This window comes from Phreatobacter oligotrophus, assembly GCF_003046185.1.
Classification (GTDB): Bacteria; Pseudomonadota; Alphaproteobacteria; order Rhizobiales; family Phreatobacteraceae; genus Phreatobacter; species Phreatobacter oligotrophus.
Genome location: NZ_PZZL01000002.1, coordinates 578,046 through 594,111 on the forward strand (window position 1 = coordinate 578,046; position 16,066 = coordinate 594,111).

16 protein-coding genes are annotated in these 16,066 nt (G+C 69.4%); 8 read left to right on the forward strand and 8 right to left on the reverse strand.

Annotated features, from left to right (window positions below; all coding sequences use genetic code 11):
- Positions 1-3 precede the first annotated feature (3 nt).
- Positions 4-1,377: a sigma-54 dependent transcriptional regulator gene (locus C8P69_RS06730; protein WP_245901893.1), complete on the forward strand. Its 1,374-nt coding sequence runs from the start codon at positions 4-6 to the stop codon at positions 1,375-1,377.
- Positions 1,378-1,427: 50 nt separating this feature from the next.
- Positions 1,428-1,904, forward strand: a complete 477-nt coding sequence (locus C8P69_RS06735; RefSeq protein ID WP_108175315.1) for an META domain-containing protein — start codon at positions 1,428-1,430, stop codon at positions 1,902-1,904.
- Between the two features lie 23 nt (positions 1,905-1,927).
- Here the strand turns inward: C8P69_RS06735 and C8P69_RS06740 are convergent, their stop codons facing one another.
- From C8P69_RS06740 to C8P69_RS06755, 4 genes are all read right to left on the reverse strand, one after another.
- Entirely contained in the window at positions 1,928-4,027 is a 2,100-nt protein-coding gene (locus C8P69_RS06740) for an ABC transporter ATP-binding protein/permease (RefSeq protein ID WP_245901894.1), read from the reverse strand.
- Between the two features lie 84 nt (positions 4,028-4,111).
- Positions 4,112-4,402, reverse strand: a complete 291-nt coding sequence (locus tag C8P69_RS06745; RefSeq protein ID WP_108175317.1) for a hypothetical protein — start codon at positions 4,400-4,402, stop codon at positions 4,112-4,114.
- Positions 4,403-4,489: 87 nt separating this feature from the next.
- Positions 4,490-5,284 (reverse strand): ChbG/HpnK family deacetylase, encoded by a 795-nt coding sequence (locus C8P69_RS06750; RefSeq protein ID WP_245901895.1) that lies wholly within the window; start codon positions 5,282-5,284, stop codon positions 4,490-4,492.
- A 16-nt stretch (positions 5,285-5,300) separates the two neighbouring features.
- On the reverse strand, positions 5,301-6,350 hold the full coding sequence (locus tag C8P69_RS06755; protein WP_108175321.1) for a glycosyltransferase family 2 protein: 1,050 nt from the start codon (positions 6,348-6,350) through the stop codon (positions 5,301-5,303).
- A gap of 139 nt (positions 6,351-6,489) precedes the next feature.
- On the opposite strand from C8P69_RS06755, the gene C8P69_RS06760 reads away from it, so the two are divergent.
- The 5 genes from C8P69_RS06760 (at position 6,490) to C8P69_RS06780 (ending at position 10,095) form a co-directional block, all read left to right on the forward strand.
- Entirely contained in the window at positions 6,490-6,951 is a 462-nt protein-coding gene (locus C8P69_RS06760; protein ID WP_170118146.1) for a GtrA family protein, read from the forward strand.
- A gap of 20 nt (positions 6,952-6,971) precedes the next feature.
- Positions 6,972-7,442 (forward strand): hypothetical protein, encoded by a 471-nt coding sequence (locus tag C8P69_RS06765; protein WP_108175325.1) that lies wholly within the window; start codon positions 6,972-6,974, stop codon positions 7,440-7,442.
- 13 nt (positions 7,443-7,455) lie between these two features.
- Positions 7,456-7,890: an acyl-CoA thioesterase gene (locus tag C8P69_RS06770; protein WP_170118147.1), complete on the forward strand. Its 435-nt coding sequence runs from the start codon at positions 7,456-7,458 to the stop codon at positions 7,888-7,890.
- 89 nt (positions 7,891-7,979) lie between these two features.
- Entirely contained in the window at positions 7,980-9,476 is a 1,497-nt protein-coding gene (locus C8P69_RS06775) for a L,D-transpeptidase family protein (RefSeq protein WP_108175329.1), read from the forward strand.
- 4 nt (positions 9,477-9,480) lie between these two features.
- Positions 9,481-10,095 (forward strand): hypothetical protein, encoded by a 615-nt coding sequence (locus C8P69_RS06780; RefSeq protein WP_108175331.1) that lies wholly within the window; start codon positions 9,481-9,483, stop codon positions 10,093-10,095.
- Positions 10,096-10,302: 207 nt separating this feature from the next.
- Here the strand turns inward: C8P69_RS06780 and C8P69_RS06785 are convergent, their stop codons facing one another.
- On the reverse strand, positions 10,303-11,976 hold the full coding sequence (locus C8P69_RS06785; protein WP_108175333.1) for a formate--tetrahydrofolate ligase: 1,674 nt from the start codon (positions 11,974-11,976) through the stop codon (positions 10,303-10,305).
- 153 nt (positions 11,977-12,129) lie between these two features.
- Here C8P69_RS06785 and C8P69_RS06790 point away from each other — a divergent pair, with 153 nt between their 5' ends.
- Positions 12,130-13,038, forward strand: a complete 909-nt coding sequence (locus tag C8P69_RS06790; RefSeq protein ID WP_108175335.1) for a 2-dehydro-3-deoxygalactonokinase — start codon at positions 12,130-12,132, stop codon at positions 13,036-13,038.
- A 120-nt stretch (positions 13,039-13,158) separates the two neighbouring features.
- Here C8P69_RS06790 and arfB read toward each other — a convergent pair whose 3' ends face one another.
- The 3 genes from arfB to C8P69_RS06805 all read right to left on the reverse strand — a co-directional run bounded on the left by arfB (position 13,159) and on the right by C8P69_RS06805 (position 16,042).
- The gene (gene arfB, locus C8P69_RS06795) at positions 13,159-13,620 is read right to left on the reverse strand and encodes an alternative ribosome rescue aminoacyl-tRNA hydrolase ArfB (protein WP_245901912.1); all 462 of its coding nucleotides are present in this window, start codon (positions 13,618-13,620) and stop codon (positions 13,159-13,161) included.
- A gap of 449 nt (positions 13,621-14,069) precedes the next feature.
- On the reverse strand, positions 14,070-15,017 hold the full coding sequence (locus C8P69_RS06800; RefSeq protein ID WP_108175337.1) for a dihydrodipicolinate synthase family protein: 948 nt from the start codon (positions 15,015-15,017) through the stop codon (positions 14,070-14,072).
- Between the two features lie 116 nt (positions 15,018-15,133).
- On the reverse strand, positions 15,134-16,042 hold the full coding sequence (locus C8P69_RS06805; protein ID WP_108175339.1) for a LysR family transcriptional regulator: 909 nt from the start codon (positions 16,040-16,042) through the stop codon (positions 15,134-15,136).
- Between the last annotated feature and the right edge of the window lie 24 nt (positions 16,043-16,066).

Here is a 16,066-nt window from a genome sequence, read left to right on the forward strand (position 1 = left end):
CTCGTGATTGAGTCGGAACCTGCTGCCCGTCGCACTGCCTGCAAGGCGCTCGCGACGATCGCGGCCTGTCACGAGGCGGCGAGCCTCGACGAGGGCCTCGCCGCGCTCGACCATCGCGACCCGGACCTCCTCGTCCTCGGCCTCGACAGCGCCGGCGGCACGCCGGAGGAGGCGATCGATCTCATCCGCTTCACCGGCTACGAGGGCCCGATCCTCGCCACCAGCGCCCGGCTGTCGCTCGGCCTTGCCGTCGAGACCATGCGGGCAGGGGCGAGCGACGTCGCCGCCGTGCCGCTGTCTCCGGCCGAATGGACCCGCCGGGCGACGCGGCTGATGGCCGAGGAGTGGCCGGCGCTGAAGCCAGTGGCGCAAGAGGCGCGCAGCCTCACCGATTTCGAGGGCTTCATCGGCTCCTCGCCTGCCATGCGCGAGCTCTATGAGCAGATCCGTCGCGTCGCCCCGTCGAGAGCGCCGGTCTTCGTCACCGGCGAGAGCGGCACGGGCAAGGAGGTCACCGCACAGGCGATCCACGGGCGATCCGGCCGGACACGCGACCGTTTCGTCGCCATCAATTGCGGCGCAATCCCCAAGGATCTCATGGAGAGCGAGATCTTCGGCCATGTGAAGGGGGCCTTCACCGGCGCCACCGAGGACAGGCCGGGCGCCGCCGAGCTCGCCGATGGCGGCACGCTCTTCCTCGACGAGATCTGCGAGATGGACCTCGCGCTGCAGACCAAGCTGCTGCGCTTCATCCAGACCGGCGAGGTGCGCCGCGTCGGCGACACGAAGCTGCGCAAGGTCGATGTCCGCTTCGTCTGCGCCACCAACCGCGATCCGCTCGCCGATGTGGCGGCGGGGCGCTTCCGCGAGGATCTCTACTACCGGCTCTGCGTGCTGCCGCTTCACCTGCCGCCGCTGCGCAAGCGCGGCGATGATGTCGTGGCCCTGGCCGAGGCCTTCCTGGCCCGCTTCTCCGCCGAAGAGGGACGTCATTTCCGCGGCTTCGACGCGGCGGCGCTTTCCATCGTCTCCGGCTTCGCCTGGCCGGGCAATGTCCGGCAATTGCAGAACGTCATCCGCCGGCTGGTGGTGATGCATGATGGCGATCGCGTCACCGCGGCCATGCTGCCACTGGCGCTCGCCCATGGCTCCCAGCCGCTCGAGGCTCCGTCCGCTCCGGCGGCGCCAGCAACAACGCTGACGACGGCGCCCCGCATCGAGCCCTTCTGGGTGCAGGAGAAGCGGATCATCGAGGAGGCCCTCGCCGCCTTTGACGGCAACCTGTCGCGGGCGGCTGCGGCGCTGGAGATCAGCCCGTCCACCATCTACCGCAAGCGCGAGGCCTGGGCCCGGGACGGGCTGGCCGCGGCCGGCTGATCCCCAAAGGCGGGGTTGAAGCGGCGGGCGGTCCTGCCTAAACCGGCACCATGACCCGCGCCAAGGCCTTCGCCCCTGCTGCCCTTGCGGTGGCGACACTCATGCTCGCGACCACTGCGGCCGAAGCCCAGCGCCGGCGTGAGGAGCCGCGTCCGCAGCGCCCCTCCCGCGCGGACATCCTGCTCTACAACAGCTTTCCCGCGGGAACGCGCCTCGCCGTCGTCTCGATCAACGGCCGGCCGCCGGTTGCAACCGATCGCCCCGCCTTCACCTTCACGCCCGGGTTTCGCATGGCCGGCTTCGGCGGCTGCAATCCGGTGAGCGCCGACTATCGCCGCACCGGCCCGAGCGACATCCGCTTCGGGCCGCTCAATTTCGTCGAGCGGAAATGCGGCGGCGAGGTGGACCGTCAGGAGCGCGCCATCTTCTGGGCGATCCAGGGCGCGAACCGGTGGCGGCCCAACGGCCGCGGCGGCATGACCTTCACCGGCGTCCGCGGCACGGTTAGCTTCGCGCCGGCCTTCTAGGGCAGAAGGCCGGCCCGGCTCCCTCAGGCCTTTGCCAGGGGCATCAGCGGCGCATCGGCGGCGACGTGCAGGCCGCTCTCGTCCTTGGTCAGGTGGACGCGCCGGTCGTGGAAGTTCACCAGCGTCGAGCGATGGCCGATGGAGACGATGGTCGCCTTCGGCAGCGCCTCGACGATGGCCTTGTAGAGGGCCGCCTCGCCGACCTCGTCGATGGCCGCCGTCGCCTCGTCGAGGAAGAGCCAGTCGGGCTTGCAGAGGATGGCGCGGGCGAGCGCCAGGCGCTGCTGTTCGCCGCCCGAGAGGATCTGGTGCCAGGCGGCCTCCTCGTCGAGGCGGGAGACGAGGCCCGGGAGGTTCATCGCCTCCAGCGCAGCGACGATCTCGGCATCCGAATAGGCGCCGCGTTCGGCCGGATAGGTCACGGCGTCGCGCAGCGTCGCCACCGGGAAATAGGGCCGCTGCGGCAGCAGCATGATGTCGGCGCCGGCAGGTCCGGTCACCGAGCCGGAGCCATGCGGCCAGATGCCGGCGATCGCCCGGAACAGGGTGGACTTGCCCGAGCCGGAGGGGCCGGTGACGAGGACGCGCTCGCCGGGGCCGACGGTGATGTCGGGGGCGGAGACCAGCGCCTTGCCGTCGGGCAGGGTGACGGTGAGGTTGGACAGGCGCAGCGCCTCCCCATCCTTCGCACCGGCAATGGCGGCCGGCGGCGTTTCGCGGGCCGCATCGGCGGAGCGGACGAAGCCGGTGAGACGGTCGATCACCGACTTATAGTCGGCGAGCGAGGCGTAGAGGTTGGTGAAGATCATCAGCGCCGCCTCGACCCGGCCGAACGCGCCGGCGGTCTGGGTCAGCGAGCCGAGCTGGACGGCGCCGGAGAAATAGGCGGGCGCGAGCAGCACGAAGGGGAAGATGATCGAGGCCTGGTTGACGAAGCTCGTGAACCAGGTGAGCCGCTTGGTGTACTTCATGTAGTCGAACCAGTTGGCGACCACATTGGCGAAGCGGCGGGTGAGGCCTTGCGCCTCCGCCTGCTCGCCCTTCAATAGGGCGATCTGCTCGTCGTTCTCACGCACCCGCACGAGGCTGTAGCGGAAATCGGCCTCGTAGCGCTGGCGCAGGAAGTTGATGCCGATCAGCTTGCGGCCGATGAGATGGGCGCAGACCGTGCCGAAAATGGCGACGAAGAGCGCGGCATAGACGAGGTAGCCGGGGATCGACTCGAGGTCGAAGCCGAGCACGTTGTACTTGAAGCTCGCCGACAGGCCCCAGAGGATGAGCACGAAGGCGTAAAGCGACAGGATCGCCGAGAAGAAGCGGATCATCAGGGCCAGCGTGTTCTCGGTGAACAGGCGGATGTCCTCGGCGATGCGCTGGTCGGGGTTGTCGGCCTGGGAGCCGGTGAGGCGCATGCGGTAGTGGCCGCCGCGGTCGAGCCAGTGGCCGGTCATGCGCTGGGTCATCCAGGTGCGCCAGCGCATCTGGGTGAACTGGGTGAGGTAGAGCTCGTAGACCGCGAGGATCACCCACAGGAAGGCGACGATGGTGAAATACTGGAGCTCGATCCAGAAGGTCGCCTCGGCGCGCTGCTGCAGCGCCGTATAGAAGCGGTTGTTCCACTGGTTGAGCAGGACGGTCGCCAGCACCTGCGCCACATTGATGATCAGCAGGATGTAGAGCAGCGCGTGGGCGATGTAGCGCTCCTGCATGCGGAACGACAGGCCGAAGGGCAGCCGCACCTCGCCGATGTCGCGGGCCTCGAAGAAGGGATCGGCGAGGCGGGTGATCTGGCGGATCGTGCCGACGAAGCTCAGCGCATAGACGGCGATGGCGAAGATCACCGAGAGCAGGATGCTGGCGCGCGTCGGAAGATAAGGGCCGAGCGCCTCGGGCATGCGGCCGGCCTCGTTGAGGAGGAGGATGCCGAGCGCAGTCAGGTGCCAGACGACGAGGAAGCCGATGATGGCGCGGATGAGCGTGCTCGTCCCGCGCGCCAGGAAGGCGATGACGGCTGCGGCGAGCGTCAGGGCGAAGACATAGACCGGCAGGTCGATCAGGCCGGCAAGCCTGGCGCCGGCGGTCGCGACGCCGGCAAGGCCTGCTGCGAGGGCGATGGGAAGCATGAGGGAACCCCGGAGGTGAGTCAGACGGGTGCGGGCGCACCGGAAAGGGAGGAACGAGGGCGAGCGGTCACGGTCGCGGTCATGTCAGGACAGGATGTCGGAGGGCGCGTCGACGAGCGCGCGGCGCAGGTCGTCCTCGGTGACGAGCCGCATGGCCTTGAGGACCTTGACCGCCTCGGTCTTGCGGCCGAGCCGCATGATGAGGACGACGGTCTCGGCGTCGCCGCATTCGGGATGGGAGCAGGCGATCTCGCTCACCGTCACGCCGTCATCCTCGGTCAGGGCGAGGACCTCGCGAACGAGGGCGGTCAGCCGGCGCGAGGCGTCCGCGGTTTCGGGGTCCTGACCCCTGCGATTGAAGAAGAAGCGTGCCATGGTCCGCCTTGTCGGCAGGAGTTATGGCCGATCCGTGGCGAAGGCGAAAGCACCCCGCCACCGCCTCACGGCACTGTGCGCGGCCTGTCAGGCGAGGCGGAAGCCGGCGGCGGCAAGGGCGGCGGGGAAGGCCGCGCCGGCGAGATAGTCGCGTTCGCGCTCCCGCGGGCCATGGACCGGGTCGACCCGCTTCAGCGCGTCATCGACCTCGCCGGGGTGGACCATGACCACCGCGCCATCGGGCAGGCCGTCCAGGAAGCGGGGAAACAGCATCGCGAACTCGCCGCGGCCGAAATCATAGGCGCCTGAAAAGGCGGGGTTGGTCGGGATGCCGTGGCGCGCGGCGAGCCGCTTCAGCCCCCGCGAAAGGCCGGCAATGACGCGGCCTTTCAGGCCCTCGCCAGCGCCACGGGGTCCTGAGCACTGGCGGATCCAAGCGCCCGGCGCGTGATGATCGACGGCCGCAACGACGAGGTCGCGGATGCCCGGCAGGAGATGGGCGTGCTGGTGGCCGTCGATGAAATCTGGCGGGTGACCGAAGGCGGCGAGGAACGCCGCCATCTGGGCCTCGATCTCAGCGGCGAGGGCCGGGCGGTCGAGGCGGCGCAGGTGCGAGCGCACCAGCAGCGACCCGATGCCCTCGGCGAAGGCGACGCGCGGCGCAGTGAGCGGCGTCAGCCCGCCGGTCAGCGTCACATGCAGGCCGATCTGGAAGCCCGGCGGGGCGACGGCCAGCAGCCGGGCGGCCTCGTCCGAGAGATTCGGCCCCGGCGTCATCACCGAGGTGGCGTTGAGGCGGCCGGCCGCGGCGAGATTGCGGATGGCGCGCGAGACGCCCGGCGCCAGCGCATAATCGTCGGCGCAGAGGATCAGGCGCTTCATGCGGTGAAGCGGCGCGTCATTCGCGGGGCGCGAGCGGCGCGCCGGCATCCGCCTGCCCGACCGGCTGTTCGGCCGCGCGGACGAGGCTCTGCTCGGCGACGAGATAGACCGGCCGTCCCTTCAGCTCGGAGAGGATCTTGCCGATATATTCGCCGAGGACGCCGATCATCAGGAGCTGGACGCCACCGATGAAGGTCACCGCCACGAAGACGGACGGGTAGCCCGGCACGGCGCGGCCGAGGAACACCGTCTCGGCCACGATGTAGAGGCCATAGAGGAAGGCGCAGGCGGCCAGCGCCGCGCCGAGGAGGCTGGCGAGGCGCAGCGGCACGATGGAGAAGGAGGTCAGGCCCTCGATGGAGAAGGCGAGAAGGCCCCAGAAGCTCCACTTGGCCTCACCCTGCTCGCGCGGGTCGGGCTCGTAGGGAACACCGATCTGGCGGAAGCCGACCCAGCTCGACAGGCCCTTGAAGAAGCGGCCGCGCTCGGGGAGGCGCCGCAGGGCGGCCGCGGCGCGGGGCGAGAGCAGGCGGAAATCGCCGGCATCGGCCGGGATCTTGTGGCGCACGCCGGCATTCACCAGCGCGTAGAAGGCATTGACGAAGAGGGTCCGCAGCCGCGGCTCGTCGCGGCGATGGGCCTTATAGGTGAAGATGACGTCATAGCCGTCGTCGAGCCAGCGCGAGACCAGCGTCTCGGCCACGGAGGTCGGGTGCTGGCCGTCGGCATCCATGAAGATGACGGCGCCGTAGCGGGCATTGTCGAGGCCGGCGAGAAGAGCCGCCTCCTTGCCGAAATTGCGGGAGAAGCCGACGACCTGAACGTCGACACCCTCGGCCTTCAGGCTGCGGGCGACCGCCAGCGTGCCATCGCGCGAGCCGTCGTCGACATAGAGGATCTCGACCGCAAGGCCACGCTCCTCCTTCAGCTTGCGGCCGAAGGCGCAGAGCTTGGCGTGGGTGTGCGGCAGCGCCTCCGCCTCATTGTAGGCCGGAACCACGATGGTGAGGCCGAAGGGCGGGGGCTCGCTGCCCGGGAAGGCGATGACGCGCCGGTCTTGGGTCATGACAGTCGACGGCCTCAGCCGCTCCGGTAAGAGGGGCCATGATAGAGCAGATCACGCCCCCGTGAAAATCTCACTGACATCATGGTCACCACGCACTGGCTGTTTGATGACCCAAAAGCGTGTAGACGACGGCGCTGAGATGAACGAGCGACAACAGATTCCCGCCGAAAGCCTCGTGTCCCGGCTGATGGGCGAAGGCCGCAAGATGCTGTCCTTCGGGCTCATCGGCGCGGGGAACGGCGTCGTGAACTACGCCATCACGGTGGGCGTGACGCTCATGGTGCTCGCGCCGCTCGGACTTTCGACCAACGATGTCGCGCTCGGCGCCGCCAAGGCCCTCGGCTGGATGGTCGCCGTGTCGAACTCCTACCTGTTCAACACGCTCTTCACCTTCGCCGCCGAGAGCGGCCGCCGCCTCACCTGGCCGACATACTGGCGCTTCGTGGCCTCGGGCACGGTGGGGCTCACCATCGAAGTGCTGAGCTTCCTCTTCGCCGTGCGCTACCTCCCCCTGTCGCTCGCGGCTATCGTGCCCATCGGTCTCGCCTTCGTCGCCAATTTCGCGATGGCGCGGATCTTCGTCTTTTCCGGCGGCCGCTGAGCCGCGAGGGGGCCCTGCTCATGGCCATGGATACGCCGGCGAAACGCTTCGTGCCGCTGAGCGACGATGCCGCCGTCCTCGCCATTGTCGAAGCCTTCAAGGCGCGCACCCTGCCCTTCGCCGACTGGTCGCACCAGGCGCATCTCGCCACCGGCCTCTGGCACGTGGCGACCCACGGGGAAGAGGCAGCCAAGGAGCTGCTGCGCGAGGGCATTCGCGCCTACAACCTGTCAGTCGGCGGCGTGAACACCGACATGCGCGGCTTCCACGAGACGGTGACCATGTATTTCGTCTGGTCGGCGGCCCGCTTCCTCGAGCGGTTTCCACAGACGGGCCTGGCGGCGCGGGTCAACGCCTATGTCGAGGGCCCTTTCGGCGCCAAGGACGGCATTTTCACCTTCTGGACGAAGGAGCGCCTGCTGACGCCCGAAGCGCGGCTCGCCTGGCGCGATCCAGATATCCGCCCCCTCGACGCCGACGCTCTTTGCTGACGGACCTTTCGTGATGAGCAGCCGCCCGACGCCCCGCCCGCGCAGCGATTTCAGCTGGTTCTCACCCATCCAGACCCGCTGGTCCGACAACGACCAGTACGGCCACGTCAACAACGTCGTCTACTACGCCTATTTCGACACGGTGGTGAACGCCTTCCTCATCGGCGAGGCGGGCCTCGTTCCCGTCACCGGGCCCTGGATGGGCCTCGTCGTCGACACGCGCTGCTCGTTCTTCGCGCCGTCGAGCTACCCTGAGCCGCTGGAGGCCGGCATCGCCTTTGCGGAGAGCGGCTCGTCGAGCCAGCGCTACGAGATCGGCATCTTCAAACAGGGCGGCGAGACGACCCTCGCCCATGGCCATTTCGTCCATGTCTATGTGGATGCGGCGAGCCGCCGGCCGATCCCGCTTCCCGAGAGCCTGAAGGCCGCGATCGCCCGGGCGCGCTGAGCCGCATTGCCCCTCCGTCACGTCATGGGACATGCGGCCACAATTCGGCTATGGACCGCATGTATCGATTGCCGTGACGAACCGATTGCATGATTCACATCACCTCCCCCGGGCTGCTCCGCGCCGCGCTCTTCAGCGCCATGACGGCGCTTGCGCCGACGCTCGCCGAGGCACAGACGCCGCCCGCGGCCACCGAGGCGCCGGCGGCTCCTGCCGCAGCCCCTGCTGCGCCGCCTCCCGCGGCCCAGGCGCCTGCTGCTCCGGCTCCCACCGCGCAGGCGCCCGCTGACGGCGCGCAGCCGGCGACCGCCGCCCCTCCCGCGCGGCCGCGCCCGCCGCGGCCCCCGCCGCCGCCGCGCGTCACCGCGCTCTCGACCGATCCACAGCCGACCTATGGGCCGCAGACGATCGCCGTCACCCGGTCGGCGCTCGCCCAGTACCAGCAGATCGCCCGGCGCGGCGGCTGGGGTACCCTTCCGCCAACGGCACGCCTCACCAAGGGCCAGCGCGGCGGCGAGGTCCTCCGGCTGAAGCAGCGGCTCGCCGCCGAGGGTGACCTTCCCGCACAGTTCGCCAGCGGCGACCTCTTCGACGATGCCACCTTCGCCGCCGTGCAGCGCTTCCAGCGCCGCGTCGGCCTGCTGCCTTCGGGCATCGTCGCGGCGGCGACCATCCGCCAGCTCAACATTCCCGTCGAGGCGCGCATCCGCTCTCTGGAGAAGTCGCTGGAGCGGCTCGCCGAGAGCCGTTTCGCCTTCGGTCCGCGCTACGTCATCGTCAACATTCCCGCCGCTGCCGCGGAGGCCATCGAGGGCGACGTGGTCAAGCGCCGCCACGTGGTCATCGTCGGCAAGCAGGCCCATGCCTCGCCCATGGTCGAGACACGGCTGACGGTGGTGAACTTCAATCCGACCTGGACGATCCCCACCTCGATCATCAAGCGCGACATCATCCCGCGCATGCGCCGCAACCCCGCGACCCTCGCCAACATGCGGGTGCGCATCCTCGACCGCTCCGGCAACGAGGTGAACCCGGCGGCCATCGACTGGTCGACCGAGCGGGCGGTGAACTACACGCTGCGGCAGGATCCCGGCCCCGGCAATTCGCTGGGCCGCGTGCGCATCGACATGCCGAACACGGAAGCGGTGTTCATGCACGACACGCCGTCGCGCGGGCTGTTCCAGTCCGACAGCCGCACGCTCTCCTCGGGCTGCGTGCGCGTCGCCGACGTCTCCGACTTCGTCACCTGGCTGCTGGGCCCCCAAGGCTTCACCAAGGAGCAGGTGGTCGAGGGCATGACGCAGACGCAGCGCCGCGACGTGAGGCTGACGCAGGCCGTGCCGGTCGCCTGGGTCTATCTGACCGGCTGGTCAGCGCCGGACGGCACCGTGCAGTTCCGTGACGACATCTATGGCTGGGACGCGCCGGGCGCGCCGCCACAGGCGATCGTCAGGCCGGTCCAGCGGCAGGCGCCGCCGCCGGTCGAGGTCGCACCGCAGGTGCAGCAGGCCCCGCCCCCGCCGCAGAACTTCTTCGAGAGCATCTTCGGCACCCAGCGCGGGCCGTCAGCCGACGCGCGCTACTGAGCCCATGCCGCTGCCGAACCGCGTCGATCCCTTCGGAGCGATCGCGGCGGTGCCGGAGCGCGGGCTCTTCCTCGGCAATCGCGGCGGCCGCTTCCATCGCGACGACCGCACCATCGGGCCGCGCCCCTGGGCCTCGCGGCAATGGATCTGCTGTGTCCTGTCGTTCAAGGGGCGGCGGCGCACGCCGCTGATGGGCCGCGGCTATACCGAGCTCTTCTTCCTCGACGAGGCAACGGCGCTCGCCGCCGGCCACCGGCCCTGCTTCGAGTGCCGGCGGGCGGATGCGACGCGCTTCGCCGCCGCCTGGGCGCGGGCGAAGGGGCTGCCAGCACCGCCCAAGGCGCCGGACATGGACGCCGTGCTGCATGCGGAGCGACTGGAGGGCCGGGTGAAGCGGACCTGGAAGGCAGAGGCGGCGGGTCTGCCTGATGGGGCGATGATCGCGGTCGGGGGGCAGGCTTTCGCGGTGAGAGGCGGAATGACGTTGGCGTGGTCGTATGGCGGCTATGGGGAGGGGACGCCGCTTCCATCGGGACCCGTGGATGTGCTCACGCCCGCTGCCATCGTGGCGGCGCTGCAAAACGGTTTCACTCCGCTCTGGCATCCAAGCGCTCGTTGAGGATGGCGCTGCAGACCGCAAGTGCGTCCTTCGAGGCTCGCCCTACGGGCTCGCACCTCAGGATGAAGATGGGTGTGGACTGCAGGCAAGGTGCTGCCGCAAAGGACAGCAACGTCCATGCAACGCTCAACCGCCCTCATCCTGAGGTGCGAGCCCGTAGGGCGAGCCTCGAAGGACGCAGTTCGGTCCTGCAGATCGACCGCCCCTTTAGAACAGCCCCTCAATCAGCCCTTCCGCGCTGACATGGATCGCCTCGGCCGCCGGCAGCTTGGGCAGGCCCGGCATGGTCATGATGTCTCCGCAGATCGCCACGACGAAGCCGGCGCCGGCGGAGAGCCTGACCTCGCGCACCGGCACGGTGTGTCCGGTCGGTGCACCCAGCAGGCTCGGATCGGCGGAGAAGGAATATTGCGTCTTCGCCATGCAGACCGGCAGGTGGCCATAGCCCGCAGCCTCGAAGGCCTTGAGGTCGGCGGCGGCCTTGGGCGCGATGGCGATGTCGTCGGCGCGGTAGATCCGGGTCGCGACCGAGAGGATCTTGCCCTCGAGCGACAGGTTGTCCGGATAGAGCGGCTGGAAATGCGCCGTGCCGCCCTCGCAGAGCGCCACGACCTTGCGGGCGAGGTCCTCGGCCCCCGCCGCCCCATCCGCCCAGTGGCGGCACTGCACCGCCTCGACGCCGAATTCGTCGCGGCAGATGTCGGCGATGAGCTGGTGCTCGGCCGCCGTGTCGGTGGTGAAGTGGTTGATGGCGACCACCACCGGCACGCCGAAGGCGCGGACATTCTCGACATGGCGGCCGAGATTGACGATGCCGGCGCGAAGGGCTTCGAGGTTCTCGCGCGCGAGGTCGGCCTTGGCGACGCCGCCGTTCATCTTCAGAGCGCGGACGGTGGCGACGACGACAGCGGCGTCGGGCTTGAGGCCGGCCTTGCGGCACTTGATGTCGAAGAACTTCTCGGCCCCGAGATCGGCGCCGAAGCCCGCCTCGGTCACCACGTAGTCGCCGAGCTTCAGCGCAGTGCGGGTGGCGATTACCGAGTTGCAGCCATGGGCGATGTTGGCGAAGGGACCGCCATGGATGAGGGCGGGCGAGCCCTCGATGGTCTGGACGAGGTTCGGCTTGATCGCGTCCTTGAGCAGCGCCGTCATGGCGCCGGCGGCGTTTAGCTGGCCGGCGGTGACCGGCTTCTTGTCGCGGGTATAGGCGACGACGATGCGCGATAGCCGCGCCTCGAGGTCGGCGAGATCATCGGCGAGGCAGAAGCAGGCCATGACCTCGGAGGCCACCGTGATGTCGAAGCCGTCCTCGCGGGAATAGCCGTTGCCGGCGCCGCCTAGGCCGTTGACGATAGCGCGCAGCGCCCGGTCGTTCATGTCGAGCACGCGACGCCAGACGATGCGGCGGGTGTCGATCGCCAGCGCATTGCCCCAGTAGACGTGGTTGTCGACCAGGGCGGCGAGGAGGTTGTGCGCCGAGGTTATGGCGTGGAAATCGCCGGTGAAGTGGAGGTTGATCGCCTCCATGGGGAGGACCTGCGCCTTGCCGCCGCCGGTGGCGCCGCCCTTGGTGCCGAAGACCGGGCCGAGGGAGGGCTCGCGCAAGGCGATGACCGCCCGCTTGCCGATGCGGTTGAGGCCGTCGCCGAGGCCGATCGTGGTGGTGGTCTTGCCCTCGCCGGCTGGCGTCGGGTTGATGGCGGTGACGAGGACGAGCTTGCCGTCCGCCCGGCCCTTCAGCCCCGCGAGATAGCCTTCGTCCAGCTTGGCGATGTGCTTGCCATAGGGCTCCAGCGCATCGACCGGGATTCCCGCCGTCGCGGCGACCTCGGCGATGGGGCGGAGGGTCGCGGCGCGGGCAACGGCGAGGTCATGGGACATGAGCGATGATCTGCGCTGGAGGACGGGGCTTGGTGATCGTGCGGGGCGCGATTAAAGCCTGCGCGGGCGCGCTGGCAAGGGGACAGGTCTTGTGAGCGGTTGCCGTATCGCAGAACGGGCGTTCTGTTCGGACGTTCTGTTGGGAGGGTTGCAATGTCGGAACCGCGGCTGATCGGCGTCGATTGGGGCACGACCTCGTTCCGCGCCGTGCTGATGGACGGCGACGGCGCGATCCTCGACCGGACGGCGAGCGGCGACGGGCTGCTGTCGGTGACCGACCGCGGTTTCGAGGCGGTGCTGGAGCGGGCCGTCGGCGGCTGGGACAGGGCCCGCGCCCTGCCTGTCATCGCCTCCGGCATGGTGACCAGCCGCAGCGGCTGGGTGGAGACCGCCTACCTCCCCTGCCCTGCGGGGGCTGCGGAACTCGCCGGCGCCCTCACCCGCTTCACCACGGAGGGCGGGCGGCGGATCGCACTCATCACCGGCCTGTCGTTCCGCCATGCCGACGGCGCGCCGGACGTCATGCGCGGCGAAGAGACGCAGATCGCCAGTCTGCGGCTTGCCGGCACCCGGCTCGCGGTCATGCCGGGCACCCATTCCAAATGGGTGCGGGTGGAGGATGGGCGGATCACAGCCTTCCGGACGGCGATGACGGGCGATGCCTTCGCGGCGCTGCGCGACCACACCGTGCTGAAGCTGACGACGGCGGAGCGTGCCGACGCGCCGGAGGCTTTCGCCGCCGGGGTGGCGCTTGGGGCGGCGGAGAGCGGCGCGGGCCTGCTCGGCAAGCTGTTCCGCCAGCGGGCGGGGAGCCTCCTCGGCGACTTTCCCGCTTCCGAGACGGCGGAGCGGCTGTCGGGCCTGCTCATCGGCACGGAGATCGCCGAGGCCCGCCATTTCGCGCCGGATGTCAGCGGATCGATGGTGATCGTCGGCGGCGAGGCACTGGCGGCGCGCTATGCGGCAGCGCTGGACGTGCTTGGCATTGCCCATGAAACGGCCCCGGCCGATGCGGCCTTTGCCGGTCAGGTCCGGATCGCAGTGGCGGCCGGGCTGGTGTGAGGAGCCCCATCAAGGGACTCTCGACTAGGAATATTATCCTTGACAGCGTGACGCTGGTCGGGTAGTTTCCGTCCATGTTCGAGGACTGCGCCCGATGGTCTGCCGGGCTGCCCCTCGGGCTCAATCCATCCCCGGCTTGCCCTGCCGCATCTTCTTCACGCCCGCGCGCTTCTGCTTGCCCTCGAGCCGCCGCTCCTTCGACGCCCGGGTCGGCTTCGTTGCGATGCGCCGTTTCGGCCGCACGGCCGCCTTGGCCACCATCTCGACCAGGCGGGCGAGGGCATCCTCGCGGTTCATGTCCTGGGAGCGGAAGCGGTCCGCCTGGATGACGATGACGCCATCCTTGGTCAGCTTCGACCCGGCCAGCGGCACCAGCCGCGCCTTGATGTCGGGCGGCAGCCTGGAGGCCGCGAGGTTGAAGCGCAGTTCGCAGGCGGTCGAGACCTTGTTGACGTTCTGCCCGCCAGGGCCGGAGGCGCGGACGAAGCTGTAGCTCACGTCGTCCGGGTCGAGGTCGAGGAAGGATGTGACGGGGATCGGATCGGCCATGATGCCGGCATTGTCGCAGCCGGGGGGCGTCATGAGCAAGACAAGCGGCGCTGCAGACCGGACGTGCGTCCTTCGAGGCTCGCTTTCGGACGATGCTGCGCATCGCCGGGGGCCTCGCACCTCAGGATGAGGGGGAAAAGAGCTCTGCAGAGAGTGTGCCCACCCGAACCTCAACCTGTCATCCCCGGCGAGCGCAGCGAGGGAAGGGGATCCAGGGGCGGCAGGGATCAGGCGGCAGGGATCCGGGCGGCAAAGATTGCGTGGTGCGTGGCTGTGATCGCCAGGGGCCGAGCGGCCAAGCTTGGCCCCTGGACCCCCTTCCCTCGCTACGCTCGCCGGGGGTGACGGGATGGTTCCCTCCCGCCAATGGCCGTTCAACGTCCAACCGGGTTCATCCATCGACTGCGGTGTATTGAGACCCCAAACACAAAGGGCCGCCGGTCTCCCGACGGCCCTTCCGAACCTTCAGCCTGTTTGCCGGCTCACGCCGCCTTGGCGCGGGCGTCGAGCTTGGCGAGGCGGTCGAACAGGTAGTCCACCTCGGCGCGGGCCTTGGCCGAGAGCGGGGCGCCCGGCTTGCGCTGCGCGTCGGAGGCGATGACGCCGCGCTTCTTGAGGAGATACTTGCGCACGGCGAGGCCGGCACCCGGCTGCTGCTCGTAGCGGATGAGCGGCAGGTGGGCGTCGAAGAGGTCATGGGCCGCATCGCGCTTGCCGGCCTTCTGCAGGCGGACGACATCCACCAGCATGTCCGGGAAGGCATAGCCGGTCATGGCGCCGTCGGCGCCGCGCTCGCATTCGAAGTCGAGGAAGAGGCCGCCATTGCCGCAGAGGATCGAGACGTGGCGCATGGAGCCATCGGCCTCGAAGCCGCGCAGGGTCGAGATCTTCTCGAGGCCCGGCCAGTCCTCGTGCTTCAGCATCACGCAGGAGGGCAGCTCCTGGATGATCGAGCGGATGACCTTCGGGCTCATCACCACCGAGAAGGTGAGCGGGAAGTCCTGGATGCAGAAGGGGATGTCGTCGCCGATCGCGTCCACCGCCTGCTTGTAATAGGTGACGATCTGGTCGTCGGTGCGCAGGGTGTTCGGCGGGGCGATCATGACGCCGGCGGCGCCCGCATCCATCACCGTGCGGGCGAGCGAGCGCATGGCGGCAAAGCCGGGGGCGGAGACGCCGACGATGACCGGCATCGAGGCGCCGGCGCGCTTGATGATCTGCTTGGAGATGGCCACCGACTCCTCGGCGGCGAGCTTCGGCGCCTCACCCATGACGCCGAGGATGGTCATGCCGTCGCAGCCGCAGGCGCGGTAGAAGTCGACCATGGAGTCCGTCGACTTCTCGTCGATCCGGCCGTCCTCGTGGAACGGGGTCGCTGCGATCACGTAGACGCCGCTGGCGGTGGTGAGATCGGTGCCGTTCGCCTTCATGGCCGTGGTCCTCGTTGGGAAAGTGGCGTTTCGGGATGAGCCGATGACACGAAAGGGCCGTGCCGGTCAAAGGGCCGGTGCCGCAGGGCATCCATGCCGGTCCCTTGGCACCTCCGTCACGACGGATCGCGGAACGGATCGGCGAAGCGGACGGCGCTGCGGCGGACCTCGTCGAGGAAGGCGCGCACCAGCCGCTTCTGCGGACGGCCGCGGGCGGTGAGCGCGAAGGCCTCGATGGGCACGCGCGGAGTGAGCGGGCGGAAGACGAGGTCATAGCGGCCGCCCACCACGGCAAAGCTGTCGACCACGGCCACACCGACCCCGCTCTCGGCGAGCAGGCAGGCCGTTCCGCTGTAGCGCGTCTCGACCATCACCTTGTCCTGCAGCGCCTGGGTCCAGAAGCTGCGGGCGAGAGCCACGCCGAGCGGCGTGCCCGGCTCGAAGCCGATCAGCGGATGGGCCGCGAGGTCCGCGGCCGATATCTCCGAGCGGCTGGCCAGTGGATGGTCCGGCGGGCAGACGCAGACCATCTGCCCGGTGCAGATCGGCGTCGCCTCGATGCCAGCGCGCGGCTGCGGCGACAGCGAGAAGCCGACATCGACGAAGCCGGATTCGACGCCCTCCACCACGCCCGGGGTCCGGCGCACGTCGAAGAAGACGCGCATGTCCGGACGGGCGACGAGGAAGGACTTCAGCGCCCGCGGCACAAGGGCATTGGCCAGCGCCGGCGTGGACAGGACCCGCAGGCTGCCCGTGCGGGTGTCACGCAGGTCCTTCAGCTTCTCGGAAAAGGCGCGGTAGAGCGAGAAGATCGGCTCGGAGCCTCGCATCACCTCGCGCGCCTCGTCGGTCGGCACGAGCCGGTTGCCGACCCGGTCGAAAAGCGGCATGCCGAGCTGGCTCTCGATCTGGCGGATGGCGTTGGAGACCGCCGGCTGGGAGATGGCGAGGGCTTCGGCGGCCCCCACCGTCGTCTGGCAGCGGATGACCTCGCGGAAAATCTCGAGCTGGCGCAGGTTGAGCATGACCGGTTCCGTCGCGCGCTGCCC

Excerpts from the sequence above, each read along its gene's own strand:
- C8P69_RS06735 (WP_108175315.1), top strand. The coding sequence starts at position 1,428 with ATGACCCGCGCCAAGGCCTTCGCCCCTGCTGCCCTTGCGGTGGCGACA.
- C8P69_RS06740 (WP_245901894.1), bottom strand. The coding sequence starts at position 4,027 with ATGCTTCCCATCGCCCTCGCAGCAGGCCTTGCCGGCGTCGCGACCGCC.
- C8P69_RS06745 (WP_108175317.1), bottom strand. The coding sequence starts at position 4,402 with ATGGCACGCTTCTTCTTCAATCGCAGGGGTCAGGACCCCGAAACCGCG.
- C8P69_RS06750 (WP_245901895.1), bottom strand. The coding sequence starts at position 5,284 with ATGAAGCGCCTGATCCTCTGCGCCGACGATTATGCGCTGGCGCCGGGC.
- C8P69_RS06755 (WP_108175321.1), bottom strand. The coding sequence starts at position 6,350 with ATGACCCAAGACCGGCGCGTCATCGCCTTCCCGGGCAGCGAGCCCCCG.
- C8P69_RS06760 (WP_170118146.1), top strand. The coding sequence starts at position 6,490 with ATGAACGAGCGACAACAGATTCCCGCCGAAAGCCTCGTGTCCCGGCTG.
- C8P69_RS06765 (WP_108175325.1), top strand. The coding sequence starts at position 6,972 with ATGGCCATGGATACGCCGGCGAAACGCTTCGTGCCGCTGAGCGACGAT.
- C8P69_RS06770 (WP_170118147.1), top strand. The coding sequence starts at position 7,456 with ATGAGCAGCCGCCCGACGCCCCGCCCGCGCAGCGATTTCAGCTGGTTC.
- C8P69_RS06775 (WP_108175329.1), top strand. The coding sequence starts at position 7,980 with ATGATTCACATCACCTCCCCCGGGCTGCTCCGCGCCGCGCTCTTCAGC.
- C8P69_RS06780 (WP_108175331.1), top strand. The coding sequence starts at position 9,481 with ATGCCGCTGCCGAACCGCGTCGATCCCTTCGGAGCGATCGCGGCGGTG.
- C8P69_RS06785 (WP_108175333.1), bottom strand. The coding sequence starts at position 11,976 with ATGTCCCATGACCTCGCCGTTGCCCGCGCCGCGACCCTCCGCCCCATC.
- C8P69_RS06790 (WP_108175335.1), top strand. The coding sequence starts at position 12,130 with ATGTCGGAACCGCGGCTGATCGGCGTCGATTGGGGCACGACCTCGTTC.
- arfB (WP_245901912.1), bottom strand. The coding sequence starts at position 13,620 with ATGACGCCCCCCGGCTGCGACAATGCCGGCATCATGGCCGATCCGATC.
- C8P69_RS06800 (WP_108175337.1), bottom strand. The coding sequence starts at position 15,017 with ATGAAGGCGAACGGCACCGATCTCACCACCGCCAGCGGCGTCTACGTG.
- C8P69_RS06805 (WP_108175339.1), bottom strand. The coding sequence starts at position 16,042 with ATGCTCAACCTGCGCCAGCTCGAGATTTTCCGCGAGGTCATCCGCTGC.